The following is a 23,474-nucleotide window of genomic DNA, read 5'->3' on the forward strand; positions in this document are numbered from 1 at the left end:
CCAAGAGAGCGGCGAGAGAGGCGGGTGACCCCCCCGACCACCCGGCGCCCAACTCGGCACGACCCGGGAACATCAACCCCCCGGCCCGGGGCGGCCATCGAAACGATCGTCAGGACGCCGGCGATCCGGGCCAGCGCCCCGACCCAGCCGTCCGGAATCACCCCCGGCGGGCGCAGGCTGGCGAGCGCAAGGAGGCCCAGGTTAAACCACGGCACCAGCCTGGAGAAGCGGAGCCGGCCCGGGGCGGCCTTGCCGGTGCCCCGGGTTCCGCGTGGGCCTCCGGTGGCTGCCAGGCCTGCGCTCGCGGTGGGTGTGCCGGGACGGGTGGGTCGGGCCGCTGGCCCGGATGGCCGGCGTCCTGCCGATCGTGTCGATGGCCGCCCTGGGCCGGGGGGTCGATGTCCGCGTGCTGGCGCAGGTCGGCGGCCGGGTGACGCTGGCGGTCACCGCCTCGCGCGCCGTGCTCCTGGCCATCGCCGTCCTGCTCATCCGCGCGCTGGCCATCGGCTGAGCGCGCGGCCGGATGCGAGACGTCTTCCGGCCGTCGTGTGCGATAGATCGGCCCGAAACGAGGCCGAGCCTCCACTGATCCTCCCTCGGTTTCGCGGACACCTCTGATACGCTCCTGCTGAGCGGGGAAGGTGTCTGCTGGCGATGACGAGACGGGAATTCGCGCCCGAGTTCGAGCGCGAAGCGGTGGCCCGGCTGGAAACCAGTGGGCGACCGCAGATGCAGATCGCGGCCGAGCTCGGAATCCAGCCCTCCCTGCTGAGGCCGTGGCGCACGGCGTCGAGCGGCGTCGCAACCCTCGCCGCGGTCGGCGGGGCTGACGGGAGCGCCGTCGGCGAGCCTGGTCGCCTTCCCCCTCCGATCAGGCAGCCGAGATCGCCCGGCTGCGCCGTGAGCGCGACCGCACGCGCATGGAGGGCGACGTCTTAAAACAAAGCGATCGGCATCTTCGCGGAGATGCAGGCCGAGGGCCATCAGACAACCCTGTTCCATCGCGGTTGGGCGCCTTCTTCAAGACCCGTTGCAGAGGGGCAGCAGGCGACCTCGAACGAAACGACGACGCGGGAATCGGTGCGGGTGGTAGCGCGGGCCGAGCCATGCAGTGACAGTCTGTGAATGTTCAACAGGACGAACGGGGACGGCAGCCATTGCGCACGCCGCGCCCGAGCGCTTGAATTGTGGGAGCCGCCGCGCAAGGCGGATGGGAGGACGCCATGTCGGACAAACCATCGCAGACAGATCCGCAGCCGGACGGCGTGCGGCCAAGCAGGGGCCTGCCGCGGCGTCATCTGGTCGGGGCGTTTGCCAGCGCCGGCTTGGCAGCCGCGATGTCGCCAGCTGCAGCTGCCCCATCGAGCCGGCTGCAAATGGAGGAGTTCCGCCTGCCCTGGAGCGAGTCCGGCGTCGACATTTACGTTCGCAACAAGCGCCCCGCTGGGATCGACCGGTTTCCAGGCGACCGGATCCTGCTCTACGTGCACGGGGCGACCTATCCCGCCTCCACGGCTTTCGACCTGCCGCTCGGCGGGATGTCGGCCATGGATTACCTCGCGGGCCTGGGTTTCGACGTCTATCTCGTAGACCTGCCGGGCTACGGACTCTCCGGCCGCCCAGCCGTCATGAGCGAGGCCGCTGCCGACAACGCCCCCTTCATGCGCACGCCCGACTCGGCAAAGGTGGTTGGGCAGGTCGTAGACTTCATCTTGAAGCGCCGCGGCGTCGAGAAGATCGACTTGATGGGCTGGTCGTGGGGAACCTCGACCATGGGGCTCTACACCAGCACCCACAACGAAAAGGTCAATCGGCTCGTCCTGTACGCACCGCAATGGCTATCGCGCACGCCGTCCCTGACAGGCGGCGGATCCGGGCCGCTCGGCGCATATCGCAGCGTCAGCCGCGACAACGCCAAGGTGCGTTGGCTGACCGGTGTGCCCGAGGACAAGAAGGCCGACCTGATCCCGGGCGGCTGGTTCGACCAATGGGCCGACGCGACGTTCGCCACCGACACAGGGGGCGCGAAGCAATCACCACCGGTTCTGCGCGCACCGAACGGTGTCGTGGCTGACTCGAAGGAGTTCTGGCAGGCCGGGAAGCCACTCTACAATCCGGGCGATATCCGGGTACCCGTGCTCATCATTCACGCCGAGTGGGACGCGGACCTGCCGAGCTACCAGGCGCAGGAGTATTTCACGAAGCTCACGCACGCGCCCTACAAGCGGTTCATTGAACTGGGAGAAGGCACCCACACGGTGATGATGGAGAAGAATCGCATGCAGTTCCTCCACGAAGTTGGGACTTTCCTCACCGAGGCGGATCCGCAAGCCCTCAACTGACGCGGTGTCGAGCGTGAAAACGGACCTTTCCCCGCAGCCAATGCAGGGGGCAAGGGCTGTCGAGAAGCAGCGGGCGACCTCGACCGATCAAACCACGCTAGAATCCGTGCGCGTGGTGGAGGCGGTCGAGCTATGCGGTGAGGGTCTTCGAGCGTTCAGCAAGGCGAACGCTTCACGACGGAGCGGTGGTGGGCGTGCGCATCGACTGAAAACACGGGCCGTCACACGCCGTCGATTCGCATGTCTCAGGCGGTCTTGTCAGGAGTGGTCATGGCGGATGGGTGCAACGGGGGACAGCACCCGCCAGCCAGGGCTGTGGTGAGATCTCGGATGCCGCCCGTGGCCGTGCGGACGCGAGATCCCACCATGTGCGTTGTCACCTCATGCGGCCCGCACCGTGGAGAGGAAGCGCCCGACCTCGGCCGCGAGGTGCTCCGATTGCCGCGAGAGCTCCGAGGCCGCCCCCAACACCTGGCTCGCCGCTGCGCCGGTCTCCTCGGCCGCGCCCGCTACACCCGCGATGTTGTGCGTCACCTCACCGGTACCCTGCGCTGCCTGAGAGACGTTCCTGACGATCTCTTGCGTCGCCGCACCCTGCTCCTCCACGGCGGCGGCGATCGAAGCCACAACCCCGTTGATCTCGCGGATCCGCCCGGTGATGCCGGCGATCGATATGACGGCATCACCTGTCGAGGCCTGAATCTGCCCGATCTGCCCCGAGATCTCACTCGTGGCCTTGGCGGTCTGCTCGGCGAGGGCCTTCACCTCCGACGCAACGACGGCGAAGCCTTTGCCGGCGGCACCGGCGCGCGCCGCTTCGATGGTGGCGTTGAGGGCCAACAGGTTCGTCTGACCTGCGATGGTCGAGATCAGCCCGACCACGTCGCCGATCCGCGCCACGGCCGCGCTCAGCGCCTGCACCAGCGCGCCGGTCTGGTCGGCCTCGTGCACGGCACGCCGCGCTAGGTCGGCCGAGCCGGCGACTTGGCGGCTGATCTCCTGGACCGACGAGCCGAGTTCTTCCGCTGCCGCCGCGACCGTGTTGACGTTGCTGGCCGCCTCCTCAGCGGCAGCCGCCACGGTAGTCGATTGGCTGGCGGTCTCAGTTGCTGTGGCAGTCATGGTCTGTGCGGTCGCCTGTAGCTCGGTAGCGGAGGACGATACCATTCCGATGATGCCGCCGACCGCGGCTTGGAAGCCGTCGGCCATCTGACGCATGCCGGCTTTGCGCTGTTCCTCAGCGGCTAGACGGGCCTGCACGGTCTCTGCTTCCAGGGCCTTCATGCGGATCAGGCCGTCCTTGAACACCTGCACAGCGTCCGCGATCATCCCGATCTCGGTTCGCTGGCCTAGATACGGAATCTCCGCAGATAGATCGCCAGCGATCAAGGCCTGCATCGGCCGTACCACCGAGGTGATGCCACGGGAGATGCCTCGAACGATCAAGAGGGCCGCCAGGGCCGACACGGCGAGCCCAAGGAGTATTGCGGTCATGCCCCAAACCCACGTACTTTCATACGTGGCTTTGCTTTGAGTCTGGGCTTGCGCAGCCCCCTCGTTGTTGATGAGAACCAGCTTGTCGAGCGCCGTTGACGCCGCGCGACGCGGGATGATGCCCTTGCTCTCATAGAGGGCGAACGCTTCGGCCTTCTGCCCATTGCGGGAGAGGTTCAGGACGGCGTCGCGAATGACCTCGAAACCGCGATACTCCCGCGCGAAGATCTCGTAGGTCGCACGCTCTTCCGGCGAGCTAATCAGGCTCTCATAGAGCGCTCGCTTCTCGCCGAGCTTCTTACCGAAGCGCACCGAATCCTTCTCGATGGCAGCCAGCAGTGTCGGATCGATCGCTTGCGTATGGCGCAACATCAGTGCCGACATGCGGGCAGTCAGCGTGTCGATTTCGCCCAGGACGCGGATACTCGGAAGCCAATTCGTCTCGACGTCGAGAGCCTGCTCACGCATTCTCTGACTGCTGTTGAGCCCCAGGAATCCAACACCAGCGATCAACAGAGATAAGACTGAGAAAGCCAGGATCAGCTTGTTTCGGATCGAACTGGGTCGGAGAAACACGGCGCACCTCGTAAGGCAGCTCCTCAGCTAAAAGGCTTCCCGCTACCCAGGCGGCAACCTGATCTGTAATGGTTAATAGGGTGCCAATCTTTGACATTGAATCGGATTCGCAAGCAGGTACAGCGCATCGTTTTGTTTCAGAACGTATCTACCTCGCGTCGAACGGGCGCCGAGATGCGCCAGCGTCTTGCTGCGCTACATAGGGAGGGCTTCGGCGGGGAGGCTGCGCGCAGCACATGGACTTGTCCGACCTGCAAGTCTGGATTTTCTTGGCGGCTGCGGTCCCGGGCTTGTTCTTGCCGGTGATCATCGCCTGGTGGAAGGGGCGGCCCATCATCCCTATCGCCCTCCTAAGCCTCGTGTTCTGGCCCGGTGCGATCATCCTGGCGATCCGGCTGCGGCGCAAACAAGATTTGTAATCCCAGCCATGACACGTGCCTGAACGATATACATTGCGACGACGTTCAAGTCTGGACCGATCGACAGGATCCGTCTGGAGGAAATCGACATGATGAAGACCTTTGTCCTCGCTGCGGCGCTCTCGTTCGCAGTCACGGGAGCGGCTCGCGCTCAGATGCCGGCTGGAGGCAGCGCTCAGAGCAACATGAACAACCCGGGCAGCGTAAAGAGCCCATCAGAGAAGCGGATGGGCGGCCAGCGCGGCATGATGCGCATGAAGCATCACCGGCGTCACCACATGCGTCGATCCGGGATGTAACGTGAACTGCCCCGCGGCCTGGATCCGCGGGGCGACCCTTACGCACGTACAGGGATCCGGGTGCCATAGCGCCACAGGATCGGACCTCTCACACCGAAGACCCGTTGCATCTCCAGGCCTGCATGTGCGGGCAAGCGAGGTCCATCAGTGGCAGAACAACTCTCCGGGCAGGACGGCCGACAGGGAAAGCGCGGCAAACCGGCGCTCTACGTCCTGATCGTCAGTGTCGGCCTGATGCTGGTTGCGCTGGTAGGACTGATGCTGTGGCAGGGCGCAAGCTCGCCGCCGGATTATGCCAGCCAGAGCCAGGGCGCCTCACGCAAGCAGATCACCGGAACCGAGAGTGGCCAAGGCAGCGCGACATCGCCGTCAAACAACGCCGCTGTTCCGGGCGGCAACCCGTCCTACCCGCAGCCGGCGACACGTAGCGCCAATCCATAGGGGGACGGCGTGGCCGACCACAAATCAGATCCGACCCGCCTGCTGATCGTCTACTACTCGCGCAGCGGCAGCGTCGAGAAGCTTGCAACCGCTGCGGCGGAGGCTGCGCAAGAGGCTGGCGCGATGGTACGCGTGCGCAGACCACGGGAGTTGGCTGACGCGGCAGACATGGCGAAAGTCGACGGCTGGTCGGAGAGCGCGGCTCGGCAAAATGCCTTGTACGAAGCACCAACGCACGATGATGCCGAATGGGCAGACGCGATCCTGTTCGGCACGCCCAGCTACTTCGGCGCGATGGCGACTGAGCTGAAGAACTACCTCGATCGGCTCGGGCCGCAGTGGAAGCGGGGTACCCTGGCCGGCAAGGTCGGGGGTGCGTTCGCGGCGGCATCCTGGCCGCACGGCGGTTCCGAGGTAGTCACGCTGTCGCTGTACGCGCCGATGGCGCATCTGGGCATGGTCATCCTGCCCACCGGCTACACCGACGACGCGATGCTGGAGGCGGGCTCGCCTTACGGAGCATCCACGATCGTCGGCAAAGAGAACCGTCAACCTCGGCTAGAAGACCTCGACGCTGCGCGTCATCAGGGGCGGCGGATGGTAGCGATTGCCGGTGCCTTGATCGCAGCCGGCGAGATGCCAAGCCGCAAGGCCGTAAACTGAGCCAAGCCGTCCCTGGCCGGGTTGTCCGGGTCGTCAGACTGGCTCTCAGCGTGCTGCGGTTTGACGGAATCGTGGTTTTCCAACGTCGGGGTATCGGATTCCCGGGTGGGTTGGTGACGTGGGGGGACGGATGACGCGGCCATACTCGGAAGACCTGCGCGCTCGCGCGTTGGCGCGGTAGGAAGCAGGCGAGACTATCCGGGCGATCGGTACGGCGCTGGCGATCAGCCCGTCCTGCGTGTCGAAGTGGCGCAAGCTCAAGCAAGAGACCGGCGCGCTGGCGCCGGGCCAGATCGGCGGTCACAAGACGCGCAGGCTGGCCGGTCCATCCGGGGACTGGCTGGCAGATCGGCTGCGGGCGGGGCCGTTCACGCTGCGCGGGCTCGTGGCGGAACAGGCGGCCCGCGGCGTGAAGACGGACAGCCGCGCGGCCTGGGTGTTCGTGCGCGCCCAGGGGCTCAGCTATAAAAAACCCTGCGGGCGCGCGCGCAGGACAAACCTGCAGGCGCGCGTAAGCCTCGCCGCTGGAAGGCGCATCAGGCCGAGGTCGATCCGCGCCGGTTGGCGTTCATCGACGAGGCCTGGGTCAAGACCAACCTGGCGCCGCTGCGCGGTTGGGGACCGCGCGGTCAGCGTCTGGACGCCAAGGTCCCGCACGGCCATTGGCGCACGCTGACCTCCATCGCCGCGCTGCGCCACGACCGGGTCACGGCCCCCAGGGTGATCGATGGGCCGATCAAAGGCCGCATCTTCCAGCGCTACGTCACCGACATCCTCGTCCCGACCCTCGCGCCGGGCGACGTCGTCCTGGACAACCTCGGCAGCCATGAGGGCAAGGCCGCCCGTCATCCGGGCGGCCGGAGCCCAGCTCCTGTTTCTGCCGCCCTACAGCCCCGATCGAGCGACGCGTCTCAAAGCGCAAGCACCTCACCCGCACGGGCGAACCACGCACCGTAGTCATCCGTGAAGGTACTCGACGCCGCGGCGGGTTCTCTGAGCGGGCTCGGGATGGATGTCGCGGCGTCCGCCTCGTAGACGGAGAAGGATTCCGACGGCATCCCGTCCGAACAGGTCTTCGATCCGAAGGGCACCGGACGTGATCTACGCCCGGCAGCACTCGACTGAGAGTAGGTTCAAGCACACGCCGACCTGTGTCAGGGAGGCGATGGCATCCATGCTGTTGCAGAGATCGACGACGCGCGGCGCGTCACCCCCTTGCTGAGCCGGCGCTCCACGGTGTGGTGGTGATGGACGCTGGTCTTGCCGAGCGACAGGATGCGGATCGCCCGAAAGTCCGGGGGCTTGATGGTCCGGAAGGCCGAGGGCGCAGCCGGCCATCCAGGCGAAGCGCACCCGCCCGCGGGAGCGCGGGGCGCGGTGCTGGTCGAAGCGCTGCCCGGCATTAGCGGCCGGTCGACCTCACCGTCCGCCGTGAGGGTCTGAAGGCCGGCCATCAGGGCGACCTCCAGTTCCAAGGTCACGCGCGGGTAGGATCGATGAGCGCCATGGAAAGTGGGAGCCACAGGACCGCGACCCTGTCGAGCACGCCAAACCGAACGCGGCTCCACAGGGCGTCGCCGCTGCCGATCCGCGTCCGGATCTCACCGGCGACCGTGATGGCACGCTCGGCGTAGACCCGAAGTTCTCGACCCTGAGTGGTCAGCTGGCCCCAGATCCAGAGGGCCCTCAACAACTGTCACCCGATGTTCAAGGTTGCCCGTGGGGTATGATTGACGGGCACCGTGGCCGGGGACATCCTCGCGATCAATCGCGGCCGAAAAAAACGGGCGGCCGAACCAGTGGTTGGCCAGCCAATAAGGCCTGCCCAGGGAACGAGGGAACGCCTTTGATCAGTCGCCGCACGTTCGCCGGTGCCGTCCTCGGCGCGCCGGTAGCCCTGCCGTTTCTGGCGCGATCGGGCTTCGCCGCAACACCGGCGCATACACTGAAGCTCACCTTCGCCGACACGCAGGCGCATCCCCTTTACGCTGTGCTGAATCGGTTTGCCGCGAACGTGAACAAACGGACGGACGGCGCTGTCGAAATTCAGGTGTTCAGCATCGGCCAACTCGGCAGCGGCACCAACATCATGACCGGCATGCAGACCGGCATCATCGATCTCTGCGCGCATACCTCCGGCTTCATCGGCCCGCTGTTCCCGCGGTTTCAAGTGGTGGATCTGCCCTTCCTCTTCCCCGATGCCAGGACCGCCGAGCGCGTCCTGGACGGGCCGATCGGCGGCCAACTCCTCGACCTCATGCCCGCCAAGGGCATCTACGGTCTGTCCTACGGCCACTGGGGTTGGCGCGTCGTATCGACCGTCGAGCGAAAGGTGCCGGAGCCGGCCGACATCAAGGGGCTCAAGATCCGCGTCCAACCCGGTGCGATCTTTGCGGCGATGTTCCGCACGCTCAGCGCGAACCCGATCGCGATCGACCTCACGGAAGTCTATCTCGCGCTGTCGCAGCGCACGATCGAAGCTATCGAGACGCCGATGATCTCGGTCGCGGCCGGCAAGCACGATGAGGTCGTGCGAACGATCAACACGACCAATCATGTCTACAACGTCGGGGTCCTCATGGCGAGCAAGGCCAAGCTCGACGCGTTGCCCGAGCAGGCGCGGAGCGCGATCAGGGCGGCGGCGCAAGATATGACGGGCGATTGGCGCACCACGATCGCGGCAGCGACCGACGAGACCGCCGCGCGCTTCAAGGCGAAGGGCCTGGCGATCCTGCCGGTGGACCAAGACGCGTACCGCAAGCAGGTCGAGCCCGTGTACAAGCAGTTCCGCGATATCATCGGGCCGGATCTGGTCGATGCCGTGATGAAGGAGGTCGGGAAGGGTTAGCCCCCGTGTCCGCCGGAGAGCCCACGCTGACCCACGGTGCGATCGAGCGGACATCGACCACGCTCGCCTTATCGCCCTACGCCGCGCTCCGCCTGTACGGCCGCGGGCTCGATCTCGTCGCGTGGCTCTGCCGCGCCCTCCTCGTCGTGGCGCTCGTCGGCGAACTCGGGATCATCCTCTGGGACATCACCGCCCGCTCGACGATCGACCTGTCGCTGTTGTGGGCGGACGAGGCCGCCAAGCTCTGCCTGACGACGCTGGCCTTCATCGGGGGCGCCTTGGCTTACCGGGCCAAGCATCACACCACCGTCGAGTTCGTGCGCCAGCAGCTGCCGGCCGGTTGGCGCGAGCCCGTCGCGATCGCGATCGACGGTCTCGTCCTCGTGACCGCGGCCACGGTCGGCTACGTCTCCCTCGACCTTCTATCGATCGCCGCGCTGTCCACGACGCCGATCCTGCAGATCAGCGCCGCGTGGTTCGTCGTCCCGCTCAGCGTCGGCATGGGGCTCGTCGTCCTGTTCGCCGTCGAGCGGTTCGCGACGGATTACCGTCCTGCCCTCGCCTGGCGCACGCTGACCGGCATCGCCGTCGCCGTCGCGATCGTGCTCGCCGTCACCGCGCTGCCGGACATTCCGCGCCCCGGCCCGCAGGCGGCGCTCGGCCTGATGCTGGTCCTGTTCTTCGCCGCCGTCCTCCTCGGCCTGCCGGTCAGCTTCGCGATGCTGCTCGGCTCCCTGGTCTTCCTTCAGCTCACCGGCACGGCGCCGCTGATCGCGGCAGCGCAGAACACCGTCGATGGGACCGGCAACTTCATCCTGCTGACCCTGCCGTTCTTCATCTGGACGGGCCTCATCATGGAACGCGGCGGGATCAGCCTGCGGCTGGTCCGCTTCGCGATGGCGCTCGTCGGCCACCTGCGGGGCGGGCTGCTCCAGGTCGTCGTCCTGACGATCTACCTCGTGTCCGGCATCTCCGGATCGAAGGTCGCCGACGTCGTCGCGGTCGGCTCGGTGCTGCGCGGCGAGCTGAAGAAACAGGGCTACGGGCCCGAGCGGAGCGCGGCGGTCCTCGCAGCCTCGGCCGCGATGTCGGAGACGATCCCGCCGAGCCTGGCGATGCTGGTCCTCGGCTCCGTCGCGCCGATCTCCATCGGGACGCTGTTCATCGCCGGCCTCCTGCCCGCCGCCGTGATCGCCGTTCTGTTGATGATCCTGAACTGGGTCCTGGCCGTGCGTGAAGGGGCACCGCGCATGCCGCGCGCGACCGGACCCGAACTCGCCCTGGCGGCCGGGGCGGCCGCGCTGCCGCTGGTCATGCCGGTCCTGATGGTCGTCGGCATCCGCTTCGGTTTCGCCACCCCGACGGAAATCTCGGCCGTCGCCGTGCTCTACGGCCTCATCCTGGCCTGCGGCGTGTACCGCGCCTTCGGGCTGCGCGATCTCGTGCGGATCGTGGTGGAATGCGGGGTGCTGTCCGGGATGGTGCTCTTCATCATCGCCGCGGCCGGCTCGTTCGCCTGGACGCTCACAGCGGCGAACCTGCCGGTCGCCCTGATCGCGCTCCTGCACGCGCTGGGCGACAGCCGGGCGGCCTTCCTGATCGGCTCGCTCGCGCTGCTCGTCGTGGTCGGATCGCTGCTCGAGGGGCTGCCGGCGCTGATCATCCTCGGGCCGCTGCTGATCCCCATCGCGGGGCAGTACGGGATCGACAGCATCCACTACGCGATGGTCATCATCCTCGCGATGGGGATCGGCATCTTCATCCCACCGATCGGCATCGGCTTCTACATCGCGTGCGCCGTCGCCGAGAGCCGCATCGAGGCGGCCAGCCGGGCGATGATCCCCTACCTCATCGTGCTCGTTCTCGGCGTCCTCGCCGTGGCGTTCATACCCTGGTTCACCCACGCCCTGCCCAACCTCGTCGGATCGCGCTGAGCCCCATGACGGACGATACCTGCCTCGCCCCCGATCCGGACGTGCGTCCCCCGAGCTTCCGGATGCCGCCCGGCGCGACCGACACGCATTTCCACGTCTTCGGTCCGAACCGCCTCGCGCGGCTCGTGCCGCAGCGCGACTACACGCCGCCGGAAGCCGCGGCCGCGAGCGCGCGCCGGCTGTTCGACGCGCTCGGCATCGAGCGGATCGTCGTCGTCCAGGCGAGCATCTTCGGCCTCGACAACCGTGACCAGCTCGAGGAGGGCGCCGCAATCGGGCGACCGATGCGTGCGGTCGTGGTGGTCGGTCCGGACGCCTCCGAGGCCGAGATGCGCGCCCTGCACGCGCGCGGCGCGCGCGGCATTCGCTTCATCATGGCCCACCCGGGCGGTCTCGAACCGTCCGGGATCGAGCGGGCCGCGGCCCGGGCCTCCGAGATGGGCTGGCACCTCCAGTTCCTCCTGAAGCCCGCACACCTCGTGGAGCTGGAGCCGCGCCTGCGGCGACTTCCGTGTCCGGTGGTCATCGACCACATGGGGTTTCTGGCGCCCGAGCAGGGGCTTGAGCAGCCGGGATTCCAGGCCCTGCGTCGCCTCATCGAAGCCGGGACGGGGTGGGTCAAGCTGTCGGGCGCCTATCGCCTGTCTCCGGGAGGCCCGCCTTATCCGGAGCTTCGCCCCTATGTGGAGGCCCTCCTCGCGCTCAGACCCGATCGTCTCCTGTGGGGGAGCGACTGGCCGCATGTCGGGTTGAGAAGCGGGATGCCCAACACCAGCGACCTCTTGGAACTATTCGGTTCCTGGGTTTCCGGTGAGGCTGACCGTCGGCGCATTCTCGTCGACAACCCGGATGCGCTCTTCGGATTTTGAGCGCCGCTACAGGGCGGCATCATCGATCGCGACGGACTGGTCCGCTGCACCATCGGCTTCCGGGGTGAGGAACGGTCTTCCCGCCCCGTCCCAGGGCGGACAAGCGAGAATGGGGGCCGACCGTCGCCTTACGGAGCTTCAGGCGCGCGGATCGGGCAGGGACGCGAACGCCTCCGCTCCGGGGATCGCCCCGGACTCAGGCGCCTACCCCATGGGTCAGCACATTTCGCTGCGCGGCCTGGATGTGCTGACGGGCGCTGGCCTCCGCACGGTGACCGTCGCCGTCCGCGATGGCCGCCACCGGCGCGGTGTGCTCCGGTTCGGCTTCGACCCCGTGGTCCTGGGCCGCGCCCGCCGGCACCCACGCGCCGCTGGTGCTCGACATCGCCAACACGGGCGTGGCCCGCGGCAAGATCTACCTCGCGCGCCAGAGGGGGCAAGCGATCCCGGAAGGCTGGGCGATCAACGCTGAGGGCGCGCCGACCATCGATCCGCAGGAGGCGATCGACGGCATCATCCTGCCCATGGCGCAGCACAAGGGCTATGCCATCTCGGTCGCGATGGACATGCTCTCGGGCGTTCTCACCGGCAGCGCCTTCGGATCCGGGGTGCACGGGCCGTATCAGGCCCAGGAACGCAGCGGCGCCGGCCACCTGATGATCGCCCTCGATATCGCGGCGTTCCAGCCGATCGAGGGCTTCGGCGCGCGCATGGACGCGATGATCGCCGGCCTGAAGGCCGTCCCGCTGGCACAGGGATACGACGCGGTCTTCTACCCCGGTGAGATCGAGGCGCGGAACGACGCCGATCATCGGCGCGCCGGGTTGCAGCTGCCCGACGACACGCTGGACGACTTGCGAACACTCGCGGGCGAGATCGGGATCGCGGACCGGCTTCCGTTCTCCTGAGCGGCGCGGCGTTCGGGGGCCGGCACGGGCGGGCGCAGGCCCGCGTGGAGCGTCGCGACGTCTCGGGATCGGGCAAAGTCTGCTGGCGTGCGACACGGCCGCGGATCCTGCCCGGTCAGTCCGCGAAGCGGCGCGGGGAGCCGCCTGCGCCCCGCGTCACCCGCGCGCCCGATAACGCGCGCTGCGCACGCTGCCGAACGCTCAGCGCCGAGCGGCCTGAATCGCCGGGGCGACACGTCGATGGGTGATGGAACCGAATTTGCAGCGATATCCGAGCGAAGAGACGAAACAATTAAGACAGTCGAGTTGCCGAGTACGATGCCACATATAAACCCGGGTCAGCTGCTCGAAAGCCTCGATCGATCAGCGCTCACGCCCAAACACTGGCGCATGTACGTGACGGCCGCGCTCGGCCATCTGTTCGACGGCTTCGACATCAACATGATGGGCTTCGCGCTGCCCGGCATCGTCGCGGCCTTCGCGCTCAGCCCGGCTCAAGCCGGCATCCTCGCCTCGAGCGTCTTCATCGGCATGCTGATCGGCTCGACCTGTGTCGGCTTCCTCGCCGACCGGTTCGGACGCAAGTGGACGATGGTCGGCGCGATCACCGCCTATTGCGCCCTCAGCTGCGCCGTCGCGTTCGCCTGGAGCCACGACGCGCTCCTGGTGCTGCGGATCCTCCAGGGTATCGGTTTGGGCGCGGAGGTGCCGCTCGTCTTCACCTACCTCTCCGAGTTCATCCCGACGCGCCGGCGCGGCCTCATGCTCGCCTCGACCGTGGCGTTCTGGCAAGGCTCGAGCTTCCTTGCGGCGATGGTCGCCCTCTTCATCATCCCTGCGTTCACCTGGCGGGGGATGTTCATCGCGGGAGCCGTTCCAGGCCTCGTGCTGATCGTGCTCTGGGTGATGCTACCGGAGTCCGTCCGCTTCCTCATCGCCCGCGGCCGTCTCGAACAGGCCGGCCGCATCGTCGACGACCTGAGCACCATCGACCCACGGACGCTGCCACCGCCCCGACATCGACCGCCGGCCGAGCCGGCGCACCTGAGCGCGATTCTGCGCGGCGGCTATCTGCGGCCGACCGCGAGCATCTGGCTGATGCAGCTCACCGGCGGGGCGGTGTTCTTCGCCGTGGCGATCTGGCTGCCGTCGATCTTCGCGCGGATGGGTTTCCCGGTGGTCAAAAGCTTCGCGTTCACCGGACTGATCGCCGGGACGGGCGCGCTGGGCAACATCGCGGGCGGCCTGCTGCTGGATCGCTGGGGGCGGCGCACGACCGTCCCGGTGTTCCTCTGCGTCGGGGGGCTCCTCATGTTCGCGTGGGGGCAGGCCACCGAGTCCTGGTCCATCCTCGGGCTCGGCGCGCTGACGGCGTTCTTCGCTTCGGGCGGTGCGGGCGGTCCGCTCTTCGCCTACACGAGCGAGGTCTACCCGACGCGGTACCGCGCGGTCGGGACGGGCTGGGCCGCGGCCTGGCAGAGGATCGGCGGGATCGTCGCGGCGCCGATGCTCGGATGGATGCTGGGCAGCGGCGCTCCCAACGACGCCTTCTTCACCGCCTTGAGCGTGCTGCTGCTGATCGGGGGTGTCGGGGGCTACCTCCTCGGCTACGAGACGCGCGGCAAATCGTTGGAAGCGGTCACGGCGGAACTCGCCGGGACGACGGGTCAGGTTTGAGACGATGCCGCATTTCGAACGCGACGGACGCCGGTTGCACTACGAGCTGCTCGGCCGGGGCGATCCCGTGATGCTGATTCACGGGTTCACGAACGCCGGGTGGTCCTGGATGAATCAGGTCGCCGCCCTGGTGTTCGCCGGCTACAGCGTGATCCTGCCCGATCTCCGCGGGCACGGCCTGTCGGATCCCGCCACCGACGTCACCACCGTGGACGATCTGACCCGGGACGTGATCGGGTTGCTCGACCATCTCGGGATCGCGCGCGTCTCGGTCTGCGGCTTGTCGCTCGGCGGCATGATCGCGCTGACGCTCGCGCTCGAGCGGCCAGAGCGGGTCGACCGGCTCGTCGTGGCCAATTCGCGGGCCGCCTTCAACGACCCGGCGACGGCGGATCTCGTCGCCGGCTGGGTCGCGACGTTTCATCGGCCGGGCGGGCCGCTCCAACGCTTCCAAGCGACGTGGCCCGTGATGCTCAACGCGCCGTACCGGGAGAGCTCGGCCGGACGCGCGACTTACGCGACCTGGTGCCGCTTGGCCGAGCGACACAGCGGGTCCTCGCTCGCGAACGTCGCCCTCGGCATGCGCGCGTTCGACGTCGCGGGTCGCCTCCAGGGTATCGGGCATCCCACCCTGGTGATCGCGGGCGAGAAGGACACGCTGTTCCCGCCCGCCGTCGCGCGCGAGGTCGGCGACGGCGTGGCCGATGCGCGATTCACGATCATCCCTGGGGCGGCGCACATCTCGTCTCTGGATAGCGCGGAGGCGTTCAACGCGTGCCTGCTCGCCTTCCTGGCCGGTTGATCGAGACCGCTGAACCCCTCGGATGGCCCGCTGGTACGGGTCCTTCCCTCAGCGCGGCGGGACGTCCCAACCCGCCTGCTTCAGCCGGGCGCTCCCGTTTGGTCCCATCATGAAGGCGATGAAAGTGCGTGCCGCGCTCGAGTGCTGCGTCTTCGTCGTGACGGCGGCGGCGTAGGGCGTCCACGTGTTGACGGCCTCGGGCAGGAACCCGGCGAACGCCACCCCCGGTGCGTCGATGAGCTCGCTGGCCTGCGTCAGCCCGATCGCTGCCCGGCCCGAGGCGACGGCCGAGGCCACTTCGGCGCCGGTGGCGCAGAGCACCGCTTTGGCCTGCACGGCCTCGGCGAGACCGAGCCGGGTCAGCATCCCGTCGAAGAAGGCGCCCGCCGAGCCGCCGCCCTTGGGATCGATGTAGGCTACGGCGGGCGCCGCGAGGAGCGCGGTGCGGAAACCCGCCGCGCCCGTCAGGTCGGGGAGCGCGGCCCCGGATTTGACGGCGGCGCCGAGCCGCATGCGTGCGACATCGACCTTGGTCTCCGGCCGGACGTCGCCGCGCGAAACCAGCGCGTCGATGCCGGCCGAGGCGGTCATGACCACGTCGGCGTCTTCGTGCGCGGCAAGCCTGGCGAGGACGCCGCCCGCATTGGTGATCGTCAGGACGAGGTGATCGCCGGTCATTGCCTCGAACGGCCCGGCGAGGTCGTTGAGGCTGGACGCGTAGACGCCCGTCGCGAGCACACGGATGTCGGCCGCCGCCGCGGGCGGGCTCAGCGCAGCCATGCAGCAGGCGATCGACAGCAGCTGAGCTCGGCACATGGCATTTCTCCTCGGGCGCGACGCCCGCGATCGCGCGAACCGACGGGATGCGCCGGATCGTGCAGCACGGAGCGCCGCACTCGACACGCGATGGGCCGCGTCCGGCCGCCGTCCGCCGCCCCGCCTGTCGCGCCCTCCCCCGTCCGAGCGCGGCCCCGGAGACGCCGGATACGGCGGCACCGGGACGCGTCGCTTCGCGGCATCGCCGCACGCTCGCCCGGAGATTTGATCCCGGACAGCGATGGTGGGCTGTCGGCCACAGGGCGCGGCGCGGGCGGTGCTTGAGGCTGGGACTTGCCCCTCATCCTGCTTCGCGGGTCTTCGCCCGCGGGGCGAGCGTTGCGGTCTGCGCCCGCTCACCCGGTGAAACGGGGCTCAGCGGCGCGCGCGTGCGGCCCAATCCCAGCGCGAGCGCGGCGCCCGTGGCCGTGACCAGGGCGAGCGGCAGCAGGCCCAGCGCGTAGCTGCCGCTCGCGTCCTTGATCACACCCATCAGGTACGTCCCGACGAAGGCGCCGAGATTGCCGATGGCGTTGATCTGCGCGATTCCCGCCGCGGACGCGCCCGGCGGCAGCCATTCCGTGACCATGGCCCAGAACGGGCCCTTGACGGCGTAGGTCCCCAGGATCGCCAGGAACAGGATCGCCACCGTCGGTCCGAACCCCTGGGTGGCCAGCGCCGCCGCGAGGCAGAGCGCGGTGAGCGCCTGCGGCCCGGCGACGTGCCAAGCCCGCTCCCCCGTGCGGTCCGAGCGCCGAGCCCAGAGCACCATCAGCCCGCACGCGACCCCGAAGGGTACCGAGTTGAGCAGGCCGATCTCCATGGTCGAGAGGCCGTAGGACTTGAAGATCTGGGGCTGCCAGATCGACAGGCACGCGCTCGCGCCGACGCTGCCGGCGAAGATCAAGCCCGCGGCGAGCACGCGCCGATCGAGGATCACCCGCCAGACGGACGGCCGGACCATGGGCTGCTCCGCGCGCTCGGCTTCCAAGCGTCCGGTGAGCCAGCCGCGCTGCGCCGCGTCGAGCCAGGGTGCCCGGTCTGGCCCCTCCGGCAGGAACCGCAGGACGAGCAGGCCGAGCACCACGGCCGGCGCCGCCTCGACGATCGACATCAGCTGCCAGCCGCGCAGACCCAGCCAGCCGTCGAGCCCGAGCAGCGCCGCCGAGAGCGGCGAGCCGACGAAGTTCGACAGGGGCACGGCCACCGCGAAGAGGGCGATCACCCGGGCGCGATAGGCCTTCGGGAACCAGCGCGTCAGGTAGAAGATCACGCCGGGATAGAAGCCGGCTTCCGCCGCGCCGAGCAGGAAGCGCACCGCGCAGAACGAGACCGGTCCGACGACGAGGGCGGTGGCCGCGGAGATCACCCCCCAGGTGATCATGATCCGGGCGAGCCACAGGCGGGCGCCGAACCGCTCGAGCATCAGGTTCGAGGGCACCTCGAACAGGAAGTAGGCGACGAAGAACAGCCCCGCGCCGAGGCCGAAGACCGAGGCCGAGAGGCCGGCCTCGGCGTTCATCTGCAGCGCCGCGAAGCCGACATTGACCCGGTCGATGAAGGCGACGAGGAAGCCCAGCATCAAGAGCGGCATGATCCGGAGCGTGACGCGCCGCATGGTCGCCCGCTCGATCTCGGACGGGGTCTCGTCGCTCGTCGATGTCACGGACCGCTCCGGGTCTGAGGGGGCCTCCGCGCGCGGAGGCTGGCCCGGGCGCAGGCGACCGGCCGCACGGGCTGTGCCAGTTCGGCCCGGCCGGTCAGGTGCCGACCCGGAGCGGGGCGGCGAGCTTGCGCAGGTAGGCGATGACCGACAGGGCCGTGATGCGGCCCGTCCGGGGGTTCTCGTCGGTCGGCACGTTCTCGATCGTCATGGAGAACCGCGCCGCGTCGGCCTCGACCTCGATGCGGTGGGTGTTGCGGTCGAGGTTCGGGTCCGCCCAGATCTCGAGTTCGGTCCGGTCCGGGCCGATGCCGGCGAGCGAGAGCGCGACCGCGACGTTGAGGTTGGCCGGAAACCCGCGGGCCGCCTCGCGCGGGCTGCCCGAGAAGACCCGCATCGGCTCGGTGATGCCGGCGATCGCGATGCCGTTCTCCACGAGGTAGGGCGCGCCGACGAGGCCACGCACGGGCTTGCGGGTGATCATCCGCACGGTGTGGATCGTGCCCTCCGCGGCGGCCGTCACGGCGTCGAGGCCGAGAAGCGCGCCGGTCGGGACGACGATCTGACCGCCGTGGGCGCGGGCGGTCTCCACGAGGTCCTCGTGGTCGAGGAGCGCCCCGCAGCTCAACACGAGGGCGGTTTTGCCCGCCGCCACGAACGGCCGCACGATCGCCGGAAGATGCTGGGACGGCGCGCATTCCAGCACGATGTCCGCCCGCGGCTCCAGGGCGTCGAACGCGGTGACGACCTCGGGCGGCGCGGCGAGCGACGCGAGCTCGGCGCGGGCTTTGCCGGCATCACGGACCGCGACGGCGGTCAGGCACAGGCCCGGTATGGCCCCCCCGTCGAGGGCGCGCGCCACGGCGCGCCCGACGGTGCCGAGGCCGGCGATCGCGACGCGCCCGCCGCGGACCGGCGATCTGGCTGCTTCCTGCGGCGGCATGCTGGGGTCCCGTCTTATCGAGGCCGGAACGGCCGGCCACCGCCACCCTGTGCATCGGCCGTGCCGAAAGATGACGCGGATCGCTTGCATCTTGGACCGCCGATCAACCGGTGGCTAGGCCCGAACGCGCCGCCGGCATGCGGCTTGCCATGTGCCCCCGGGGATGTGACCCTGACCGGCGCGCCGGGCGCGTGCGTGCTCGACGAGGTGCAGGATGGATCGCCGTCGTTTCCTCCAGCTCGCAGCGGTCCCGGCCCTCGCCGCGGGCATCGCACGGCCGGGCCGCGTCGCCGCCCAGGGCACGCGCGTCCTGCGCTACGTGCCCTACACCGACGTCACGGTCCTCGACCCCACCTGGAGCACCGCCTACGTCACCCGCGACCACGCGGCGATGGTCTACGACACGCTGTTCGCCCTCGACGAACGGCTGACGCCCCAGCCCCAGATGCTGGCCGGCCACACGGTCTCGGACGATGGCCTCACCTGGGATCTTACCCTGCGGCCGGGACTGAACTTCCACGACGGCTCGGCCGTACGCGCCCGGGATTGCGTCGCGAGCCTCGCGCGCTGGGCGCGCCGTGACGCCTTCGGCGGTGCGCTGATGGCCGTGACCGACGAACTCGCGGCGTCCGACGACGGCACGATCCGCTTTCGCCTCAAGCGGCCCTTCCCGCTCCTGCCCTACGCCCTGGCCCGCAACGGCGCCCCCTACCCCGCGATCATGCCCGAGCGGCTGGCACGGACCGACGCCTTCACCCAGCTCACCTAGATCGTCGGGAGCGGCCCGTTCCGCTTCAAGGCGGACGAGCGCGTCGTCGGCGCGCGCGCCGTGTACACCCGGTTCGAGGGCTATCGCCCGCGCGAGACCGGGACGCCGAGCGGCACCGCTGGGCCGAAGATCGTGCATTTCGACCGGGTCGAGTGGCTCGTCCAGCCGGACGCGGCCACCGCCGTCAACGCCCTCGTCGCGGGCGAGGTCGACATGTTCTACAATCCACCCACCGACCTGTTGCCGGTCCTGCGCCGCAGCCGCGACCTGCAGGTCTTCCAGGGCGATCCCCTCGGCAACGTCGCCCTGATGCGGGTGAATCACCTGCACCCGCCCTTCGACAATCCGGGCGTGCGCCGCGCCGTCCTCTCGGCCGTGCGCCAGGAGGACTTCATGCTGGCGATGATGGGCGAGGACCGCGCCCTGTGGCGCGACGGGGTCGGCGTCTTCCCGCCCGGCACGCCGATGGCGAGCGAGGCCGGCCTCGACATCCTGGCGAGCCCGCGGCCGGTCGAGGAGGCCAAGCGCGCTGGAGGCGGCGGGCTATCGGGGCGAGCGCACGGTGGTGCTGATCTCGACCGACAGCCCCAAGCTCCAAGCGCTCGGCGAGGTGGCCGCCGACCTGATGCGTCGCATCGGCATGAACGTCGACCCGCAGGTCACCGACTGGGGCACCGTGGTGCAGCGCCGCGCCAAGAAGGAGCCGGTCGCGCAGGGCGGCTGGAGCGCGTTCTTCACGACCTTCTCCGGCCAGGACCTCCTCGACCCCGCGGGCTACCTGGCCCTGCGCGGCACCGGCGAGCGCGCGTGGTTCGGCTGGCCGACCGACGCACGGGTGGAGGATCTGCGCGCCCAGTGGCTGGCGAGCGGCGATCCCGCGCAGCAGCGGGCGATCTGCAGGGACATCCAGGCACGGGCGATGGCCGAGGTGCCCTTCATGCCGCTGGGGCAAGCCTTCTACGCCACGGCGGCCAAGCGCGACCTCACCGGCATTCTGAAGGGCTTCAGCACCTTCTGGAATGTGCGGCGGGCTTGAGGGGATCGGGATCATGGCGGATGACCTCGCCTACAGGCCCGCGGCGGAACTCGCGACCCTGATCCGAACGCGGCGGCTGTCCCCGGTGGAGCTCATGACGGCGACGCTCGCGCGTATCGCCAGGGCCCAACCGGTGCTGAACGCCTTCATCACCGTCGCGGAGGAGCAGGCGCTCGCCGGCGCCCGGGCAGCGGAGGCCGCGGTGATGCGTGCAGAGCCGCTGGCGCCGCTGCACGGCCTGCCGGTCTCGATCAAGGATCTCGTTCCGACCGCCGGGATCCGCACCACCTGGGGCTCGCGCGTCTTCGCCGAGCACGTGCCGGAGGCCGACGCGGAGGTCGTGACCCGCCTGAAGGCTTCCGGCGCGATCGTCGTGGGGAAGACCACCACACCGGAATTCGGGCAGCAATGCCTGACCCAGGCGCCCCTGTTCGGCCGCACGCGCAACGCCTGGGACGCGGGCCGCACATCGGGTGGCTCCAGCGGCGGGGCGGCGGTCGCCGTGGCGGCGGGACTGACCGCGCTCGGCGTCGCCACGGACGGCGGCGGCTCGACCCGGATCCCCGCCGCCTGCAACGGCGTCGTCGGCTTCAAGCAGGGGCTCGGCGTCGTGCCGCAGGAATACGCCCAGGACGGGTTCGGCAACATCTCCTACGTGACGCCGATGACCCGCACCGTCCGCGACACGGCGCTGATGCTCGACGCGATGGCCGGACCGGACCCTCGGGATCCGCTCAGCGCGGGTCGGCTCCAATCGGGCTTCGTCGCGGCGCTGGACGCCGTTTCGCCCGGAACGAAGTCCCTCGCCGGGCTGCGCGTCGGCTGGCGACCGTGCCTCGGCAACGCGCACGTGGCGGCCGATGTGCTGGCCGCCTGCGAGCGGGCGGTCGCCGCGCTGGCGGATCTCGGCGCCGAGACGCGCGGGCACGCGGCGCCGTTCGAGAACCCGGAGGCCCTCTGGTTCGTCAGCAACGGCGCCTACCGCAGGGCGCAGTTCGGCCACCACCTCGCGCGGCACCGGGAGATCCTGTGCCCGACCTTCGTGCGCCAGATGGACCGGGTGCGCGACGTCTCGGCGGCCGAGCTCTACGCGGCGATCTTCGCGCGCACCGCCCTCTACCGTCAGGTCCAAGCGTGGTTCGACGACATCGATGTCCTGGCGATGCCGACCCTGTCGCGCACGGCCCTGCCGATCGACCAGGACTTCTTCGGTCCGATCACGATCGACGGGACGCCTGTGCCGAACCTGCGCGCGGCCTGGTACCCCTACACGATGCCGTTCAACCTCACCGGCAACCCGGCGGTGAGCCTGCCCTGCGGGTTCGACGAAGCGGGCGTACCGGTCGCGATCCAGCTCGTCGGACGCGTCGGCGAGGATGCGCGCCTGCTGCAGGTCGCGGCCGCCTTCGAGCGGGCGATGCCCTGGGCGGACCGGCGGCCGCCGCTGCCGGAACTCGACTGACCCGAGGAGCAGAGATGGGCACCTACGATCCGCATCGCCGGACCCCGAGCTTCGAGGCCGCCGCGGAGACGTTCCGCGCAGGCGCCGACTCGCCCCGCGCCTACCTGGAACGCTGCCTCGCGACGATCGCCGAGCGCGAGCCTGCGGTGCGGGCCTTCGTGGTCGTGAACGAGGCCGGCGCGCGGGAGGCCGCGGATGCGAGCGGCCTGCGCTGGCGGGCGGGGCGGCCGCTCTCGCCGATCGACGGCATGCCGGTGGGGATCAAGGACCTCCTCGAGACGCGCGACATGCCGACCGAGATGGGCTGCGTGGCCTACGCGGGCAACTTTCCCCGACGCGACAACGCCGCAATCTGGGCGCTGCGCGAGGCCGGGGCGGTGGTGCTCGGCAAGACCACCACGGCCGAGCTCGGCGGCACGCACCCGCCGGCGACGACGAACCCGTTCGATCCGGCGCACACGCCGGGCGGGTCGTCCTCGGGCTCGGCCGCCGCGGTCGCGGCCGGGATGGTGCCGGCCGCGATCGGCAGCCAGGTCGGCGGCTCGATCATCCGGCCGGCGAGCTATTGCGGGAACTGGGCCCTGAAGCCGTCCCAGGGCGCGATCAACCGCGGCGAGCGGCAGGCGACCAGCATGAGCACGCACGGCGTGCACGCGACCTGCGCGGAGGATATGTGGCGCGTGTCGATCGAGATCGCCCGCCGCGCCGGCGGCGATCCGGGCTGCGACCCGCTCGCCGGCCCCGCGGACCCGCCCGCCCCGCACCGGCCGCTCACCGTGGCGGTGATGGAGACGGAGGGGTGGGAGGCGCTCGACGATGCGTCGCGGGCGGCCTTCGAGGCGGTGGTGGCGCAGATCGCCGACGCCGGCGTCACGGTGCTGCGCCGCCGGGACGCCCCCGCGATAGAACGCCTCGAGCGCGCCCTCGTCGGCGTGCGCGAGATGGCCAACACGATCACGGCCTGGGAGAACCACTGGGCGATCCGCAACCTCGTGGCGCAGCACCCGGACGGCGTCAGCGCGCGGGCCAAGGCCACGGTCGCGACCGCGGAGCGCCTGGGTGTCGCGGGCTACCAGGATCTGCTGCGCCGGCGGGCGGCGGTGCGCACCGTGTACGCGACGCTCGCCCCCACGCTCGACGCGCTGATCGCGCCGGCCTCGCCCGGACCGGCGCCGCCCTGGTCGGGCGATCGTCCCGGCGAGCCGCTCGCGCCGCGCCCGACGGGGGATTCCGTGTTCAACACGCCGAGCTCGCTCCTCGGCGCACCCGTGGTGACGGTCCCCCTCACCGCCGTGGGCGGCCTGCCGATGGGCATTCAGGTCGTCGGGCAGCCCGGCACGGACGCGCGGATGACGGCAGTCGCGCGCTGGATGGGCGAGGCGCTGCGGCCGGTCGTCGTCTGACCGAGGCTGCGTCGCCCGTCAGTCATGCGATCCTTCGCCTTACGATCGACGACATCTTCTCGGCGGACGGGTCGGCAGCAGGTTCCGGAAGACGGCTCACGCCGCGCCCT

19 protein-coding genes and 3 pseudogenes are annotated in these 23,474 nt (G+C 69.6%); 16 read left to right on the top strand and 6 right to left on the bottom strand.

Annotation, left to right across the window (positions count from 1 at the left end; all coding sequences use genetic code 11):
- The first annotated feature begins 271 nt into the window (after positions 1-271).
- From MKK75_RS06655 to MKK75_RS06665, 3 genes and pseudogenes are all read left to right on the top strand, one after another.
- Positions 272-511, top strand: coding sequence for a hypothetical protein (locus MKK75_RS06655; protein ID WP_409567532.1), 240 nt, complete (start codon positions 272-274; stop codon positions 509-511).
- Between the two features lie 137 nt (positions 512-648).
- A pseudogene (locus MKK75_RS06660) lies at positions 649-971 on the top strand (transposase); the annotation flags it as partial.
- A 252-nt stretch (positions 972-1,223) separates the two neighbouring features.
- Positions 1,224-2,342: an alpha/beta hydrolase gene (locus MKK75_RS06665; protein ID WP_244041826.1), complete on the top strand. Its 1,119-nt coding sequence runs from the start codon at positions 1,224-1,226 to the stop codon at positions 2,340-2,342.
- 381 nt (positions 2,343-2,723) lie between these two features.
- Here the strand turns inward: MKK75_RS06665 and MKK75_RS06670 are convergent, their stop codons facing one another.
- On the bottom strand, positions 2,724-4,412 hold the full coding sequence (locus tag MKK75_RS06670; protein ID WP_244041827.1) for a methyl-accepting chemotaxis protein: 1,689 nt from the start codon (positions 4,410-4,412) through the stop codon (positions 2,724-2,726).
- 236 nt (positions 4,413-4,648) lie between these two features.
- Between MKK75_RS06670 and MKK75_RS06675 the strand changes: the two genes are divergently transcribed.
- The 4 genes and pseudogenes from MKK75_RS06675 to MKK75_RS06690 form a co-directional block, all read left to right on the top strand.
- Positions 4,649-4,831 (top strand): hypothetical protein, encoded by a 183-nt coding sequence (locus MKK75_RS06675; RefSeq protein ID WP_244041828.1) that lies wholly within the window; start codon positions 4,649-4,651, stop codon positions 4,829-4,831.
- Positions 4,832-5,277: 446 nt separating this feature from the next.
- Positions 5,278-5,571 (top strand): hypothetical protein, encoded by a 294-nt coding sequence (locus tag MKK75_RS06680; RefSeq protein ID WP_244041829.1) that lies wholly within the window; start codon positions 5,278-5,280, stop codon positions 5,569-5,571.
- A gap of 9 nt (positions 5,572-5,580) precedes the next feature.
- Positions 5,581-6,234, top strand: a complete 654-nt coding sequence (gene wrbA / locus MKK75_RS06685) for an NAD(P)H:quinone oxidoreductase (RefSeq protein WP_244041830.1) — start codon at positions 5,581-5,583, stop codon at positions 6,232-6,234.
- A 570-nt stretch (positions 6,235-6,804) separates the two neighbouring features.
- Positions 6,805-7,132 (top strand): annotated as a pseudogene (locus MKK75_RS06690) (transposase); the annotation flags it as partial.
- Positions 7,133-7,388: 256 nt separating this feature from the next.
- Here the strand turns inward: MKK75_RS06690 and MKK75_RS06695 are convergent.
- On the bottom strand, positions 7,389-7,715 hold the full coding sequence (locus tag MKK75_RS06695) for a hypothetical protein (RefSeq protein ID WP_244041831.1): 327 nt from the start codon (positions 7,713-7,715) through the stop codon (positions 7,389-7,391).
- Positions 7,712-7,924 (bottom strand): hypothetical protein, encoded by a 213-nt coding sequence (locus tag MKK75_RS06700; RefSeq protein WP_244041832.1) that lies wholly within the window; start codon positions 7,922-7,924, stop codon positions 7,712-7,714. The genes MKK75_RS06695 and MKK75_RS06700 overlap by 4 nt, the downstream gene beginning before the upstream one ends.
- Before the next feature lie 36 nt (positions 7,925-7,960).
- Between MKK75_RS06700 and MKK75_RS06705 the strand changes: the two genes are divergently transcribed.
- From MKK75_RS06705 to MKK75_RS06730, 6 genes are all read left to right on the top strand, one after another.
- The gene (locus MKK75_RS06705) at positions 7,961-9,082 is read left to right on the top strand and encodes a TRAP transporter substrate-binding protein (RefSeq protein WP_244041833.1); all 1,122 of its coding nucleotides are present in this window, start codon (positions 7,961-7,963) and stop codon (positions 9,080-9,082) included.
- A 5-nt stretch (positions 9,083-9,087) separates the two neighbouring features.
- Complete coding sequence (locus MKK75_RS06710) at positions 9,088-11,016, top strand: TRAP transporter large permease subunit (RefSeq protein ID WP_244041834.1); 1,929 nt, start codon at positions 9,088-9,090, stop codon at positions 11,014-11,016.
- A 5-nt stretch (positions 11,017-11,021) separates the two neighbouring features.
- A complete protein-coding gene (locus MKK75_RS06715) occupies positions 11,022-11,885 on the top strand; it encodes an amidohydrolase family protein (RefSeq protein ID WP_244041835.1) in 864 nt (287 codons plus the stop codon).
- A gap of 290 nt (positions 11,886-12,175) precedes the next feature.
- Positions 12,176-12,793, top strand: coding sequence for an Ldh family oxidoreductase (locus MKK75_RS06720; RefSeq protein WP_244041836.1), 618 nt, complete (start codon positions 12,176-12,178; stop codon positions 12,791-12,793).
- A gap of 318 nt (positions 12,794-13,111) precedes the next feature.
- Positions 13,112-14,470, top strand: coding sequence for an MFS transporter (locus MKK75_RS06725; protein ID WP_244041837.1), 1,359 nt, complete (start codon positions 13,112-13,114; stop codon positions 14,468-14,470).
- Positions 14,471-14,474: 4 nt separating this feature from the next.
- On the top strand, positions 14,475-15,272 hold the full coding sequence (locus MKK75_RS06730; RefSeq protein WP_244041838.1) for an alpha/beta fold hydrolase: 798 nt from the start codon (positions 14,475-14,477) through the stop codon (positions 15,270-15,272).
- A gap of 48 nt (positions 15,273-15,320) precedes the next feature.
- Here the strand turns inward: MKK75_RS06730 and MKK75_RS06735 are convergent, their stop codons facing one another.
- From MKK75_RS06735 to MKK75_RS06745, 3 genes are all read right to left on the bottom strand, one after another.
- Positions 15,321-16,088 carry a molybdate ABC transporter substrate-binding protein gene (locus tag MKK75_RS06735; protein ID WP_244041839.1) on the bottom strand — a complete coding sequence of 256 codons (768 nt, stop codon included), beginning with the start codon at positions 16,086-16,088 and terminating at the stop codon, positions 15,321-15,323.
- 301 nt (positions 16,089-16,389) lie between these two features.
- Positions 16,390-17,754, bottom strand: coding sequence for an MFS transporter (locus MKK75_RS06740; protein WP_244041840.1), 1,365 nt, complete (start codon positions 17,752-17,754; stop codon positions 16,390-16,392).
- Between the two features lie 94 nt (positions 17,755-17,848).
- The gene (locus MKK75_RS06745) at positions 17,849-18,694 is read right to left on the bottom strand and encodes an aspartate dehydrogenase (RefSeq protein WP_244041841.1); all 846 of its coding nucleotides are present in this window, start codon (positions 18,692-18,694) and stop codon (positions 17,849-17,851) included.
- A 214-nt stretch (positions 18,695-18,908) separates the two neighbouring features.
- Between MKK75_RS06745 and MKK75_RS36320 the strand changes: the two are divergent.
- From MKK75_RS36320 to MKK75_RS06760, 3 genes and pseudogenes are all read left to right on the top strand, one after another.
- Positions 18,909-20,499 (top strand): annotated as a pseudogene (locus tag MKK75_RS36320) (ABC transporter substrate-binding protein).
- Between the two features lie 13 nt (positions 20,500-20,512).
- Positions 20,513-21,961, top strand: coding sequence for an amidase (locus MKK75_RS06755; RefSeq protein ID WP_244041842.1), 1,449 nt, complete (start codon positions 20,513-20,515; stop codon positions 21,959-21,961).
- A 14-nt stretch (positions 21,962-21,975) separates the two neighbouring features.
- Positions 21,976-23,364 (top strand): amidase, encoded by a 1,389-nt coding sequence (locus MKK75_RS06760; RefSeq protein WP_244041843.1) that lies wholly within the window; start codon positions 21,976-21,978, stop codon positions 23,362-23,364.
- The last annotated feature ends 110 nt before the right edge of the window (positions 23,365-23,474 follow it).

The organism is Methylobacterium sp. J-030 (genome assembly GCF_022829545.1).
Taxonomy (GTDB): Bacteria; Pseudomonadota; Alphaproteobacteria; order Rhizobiales; family Beijerinckiaceae; genus Methylobacterium.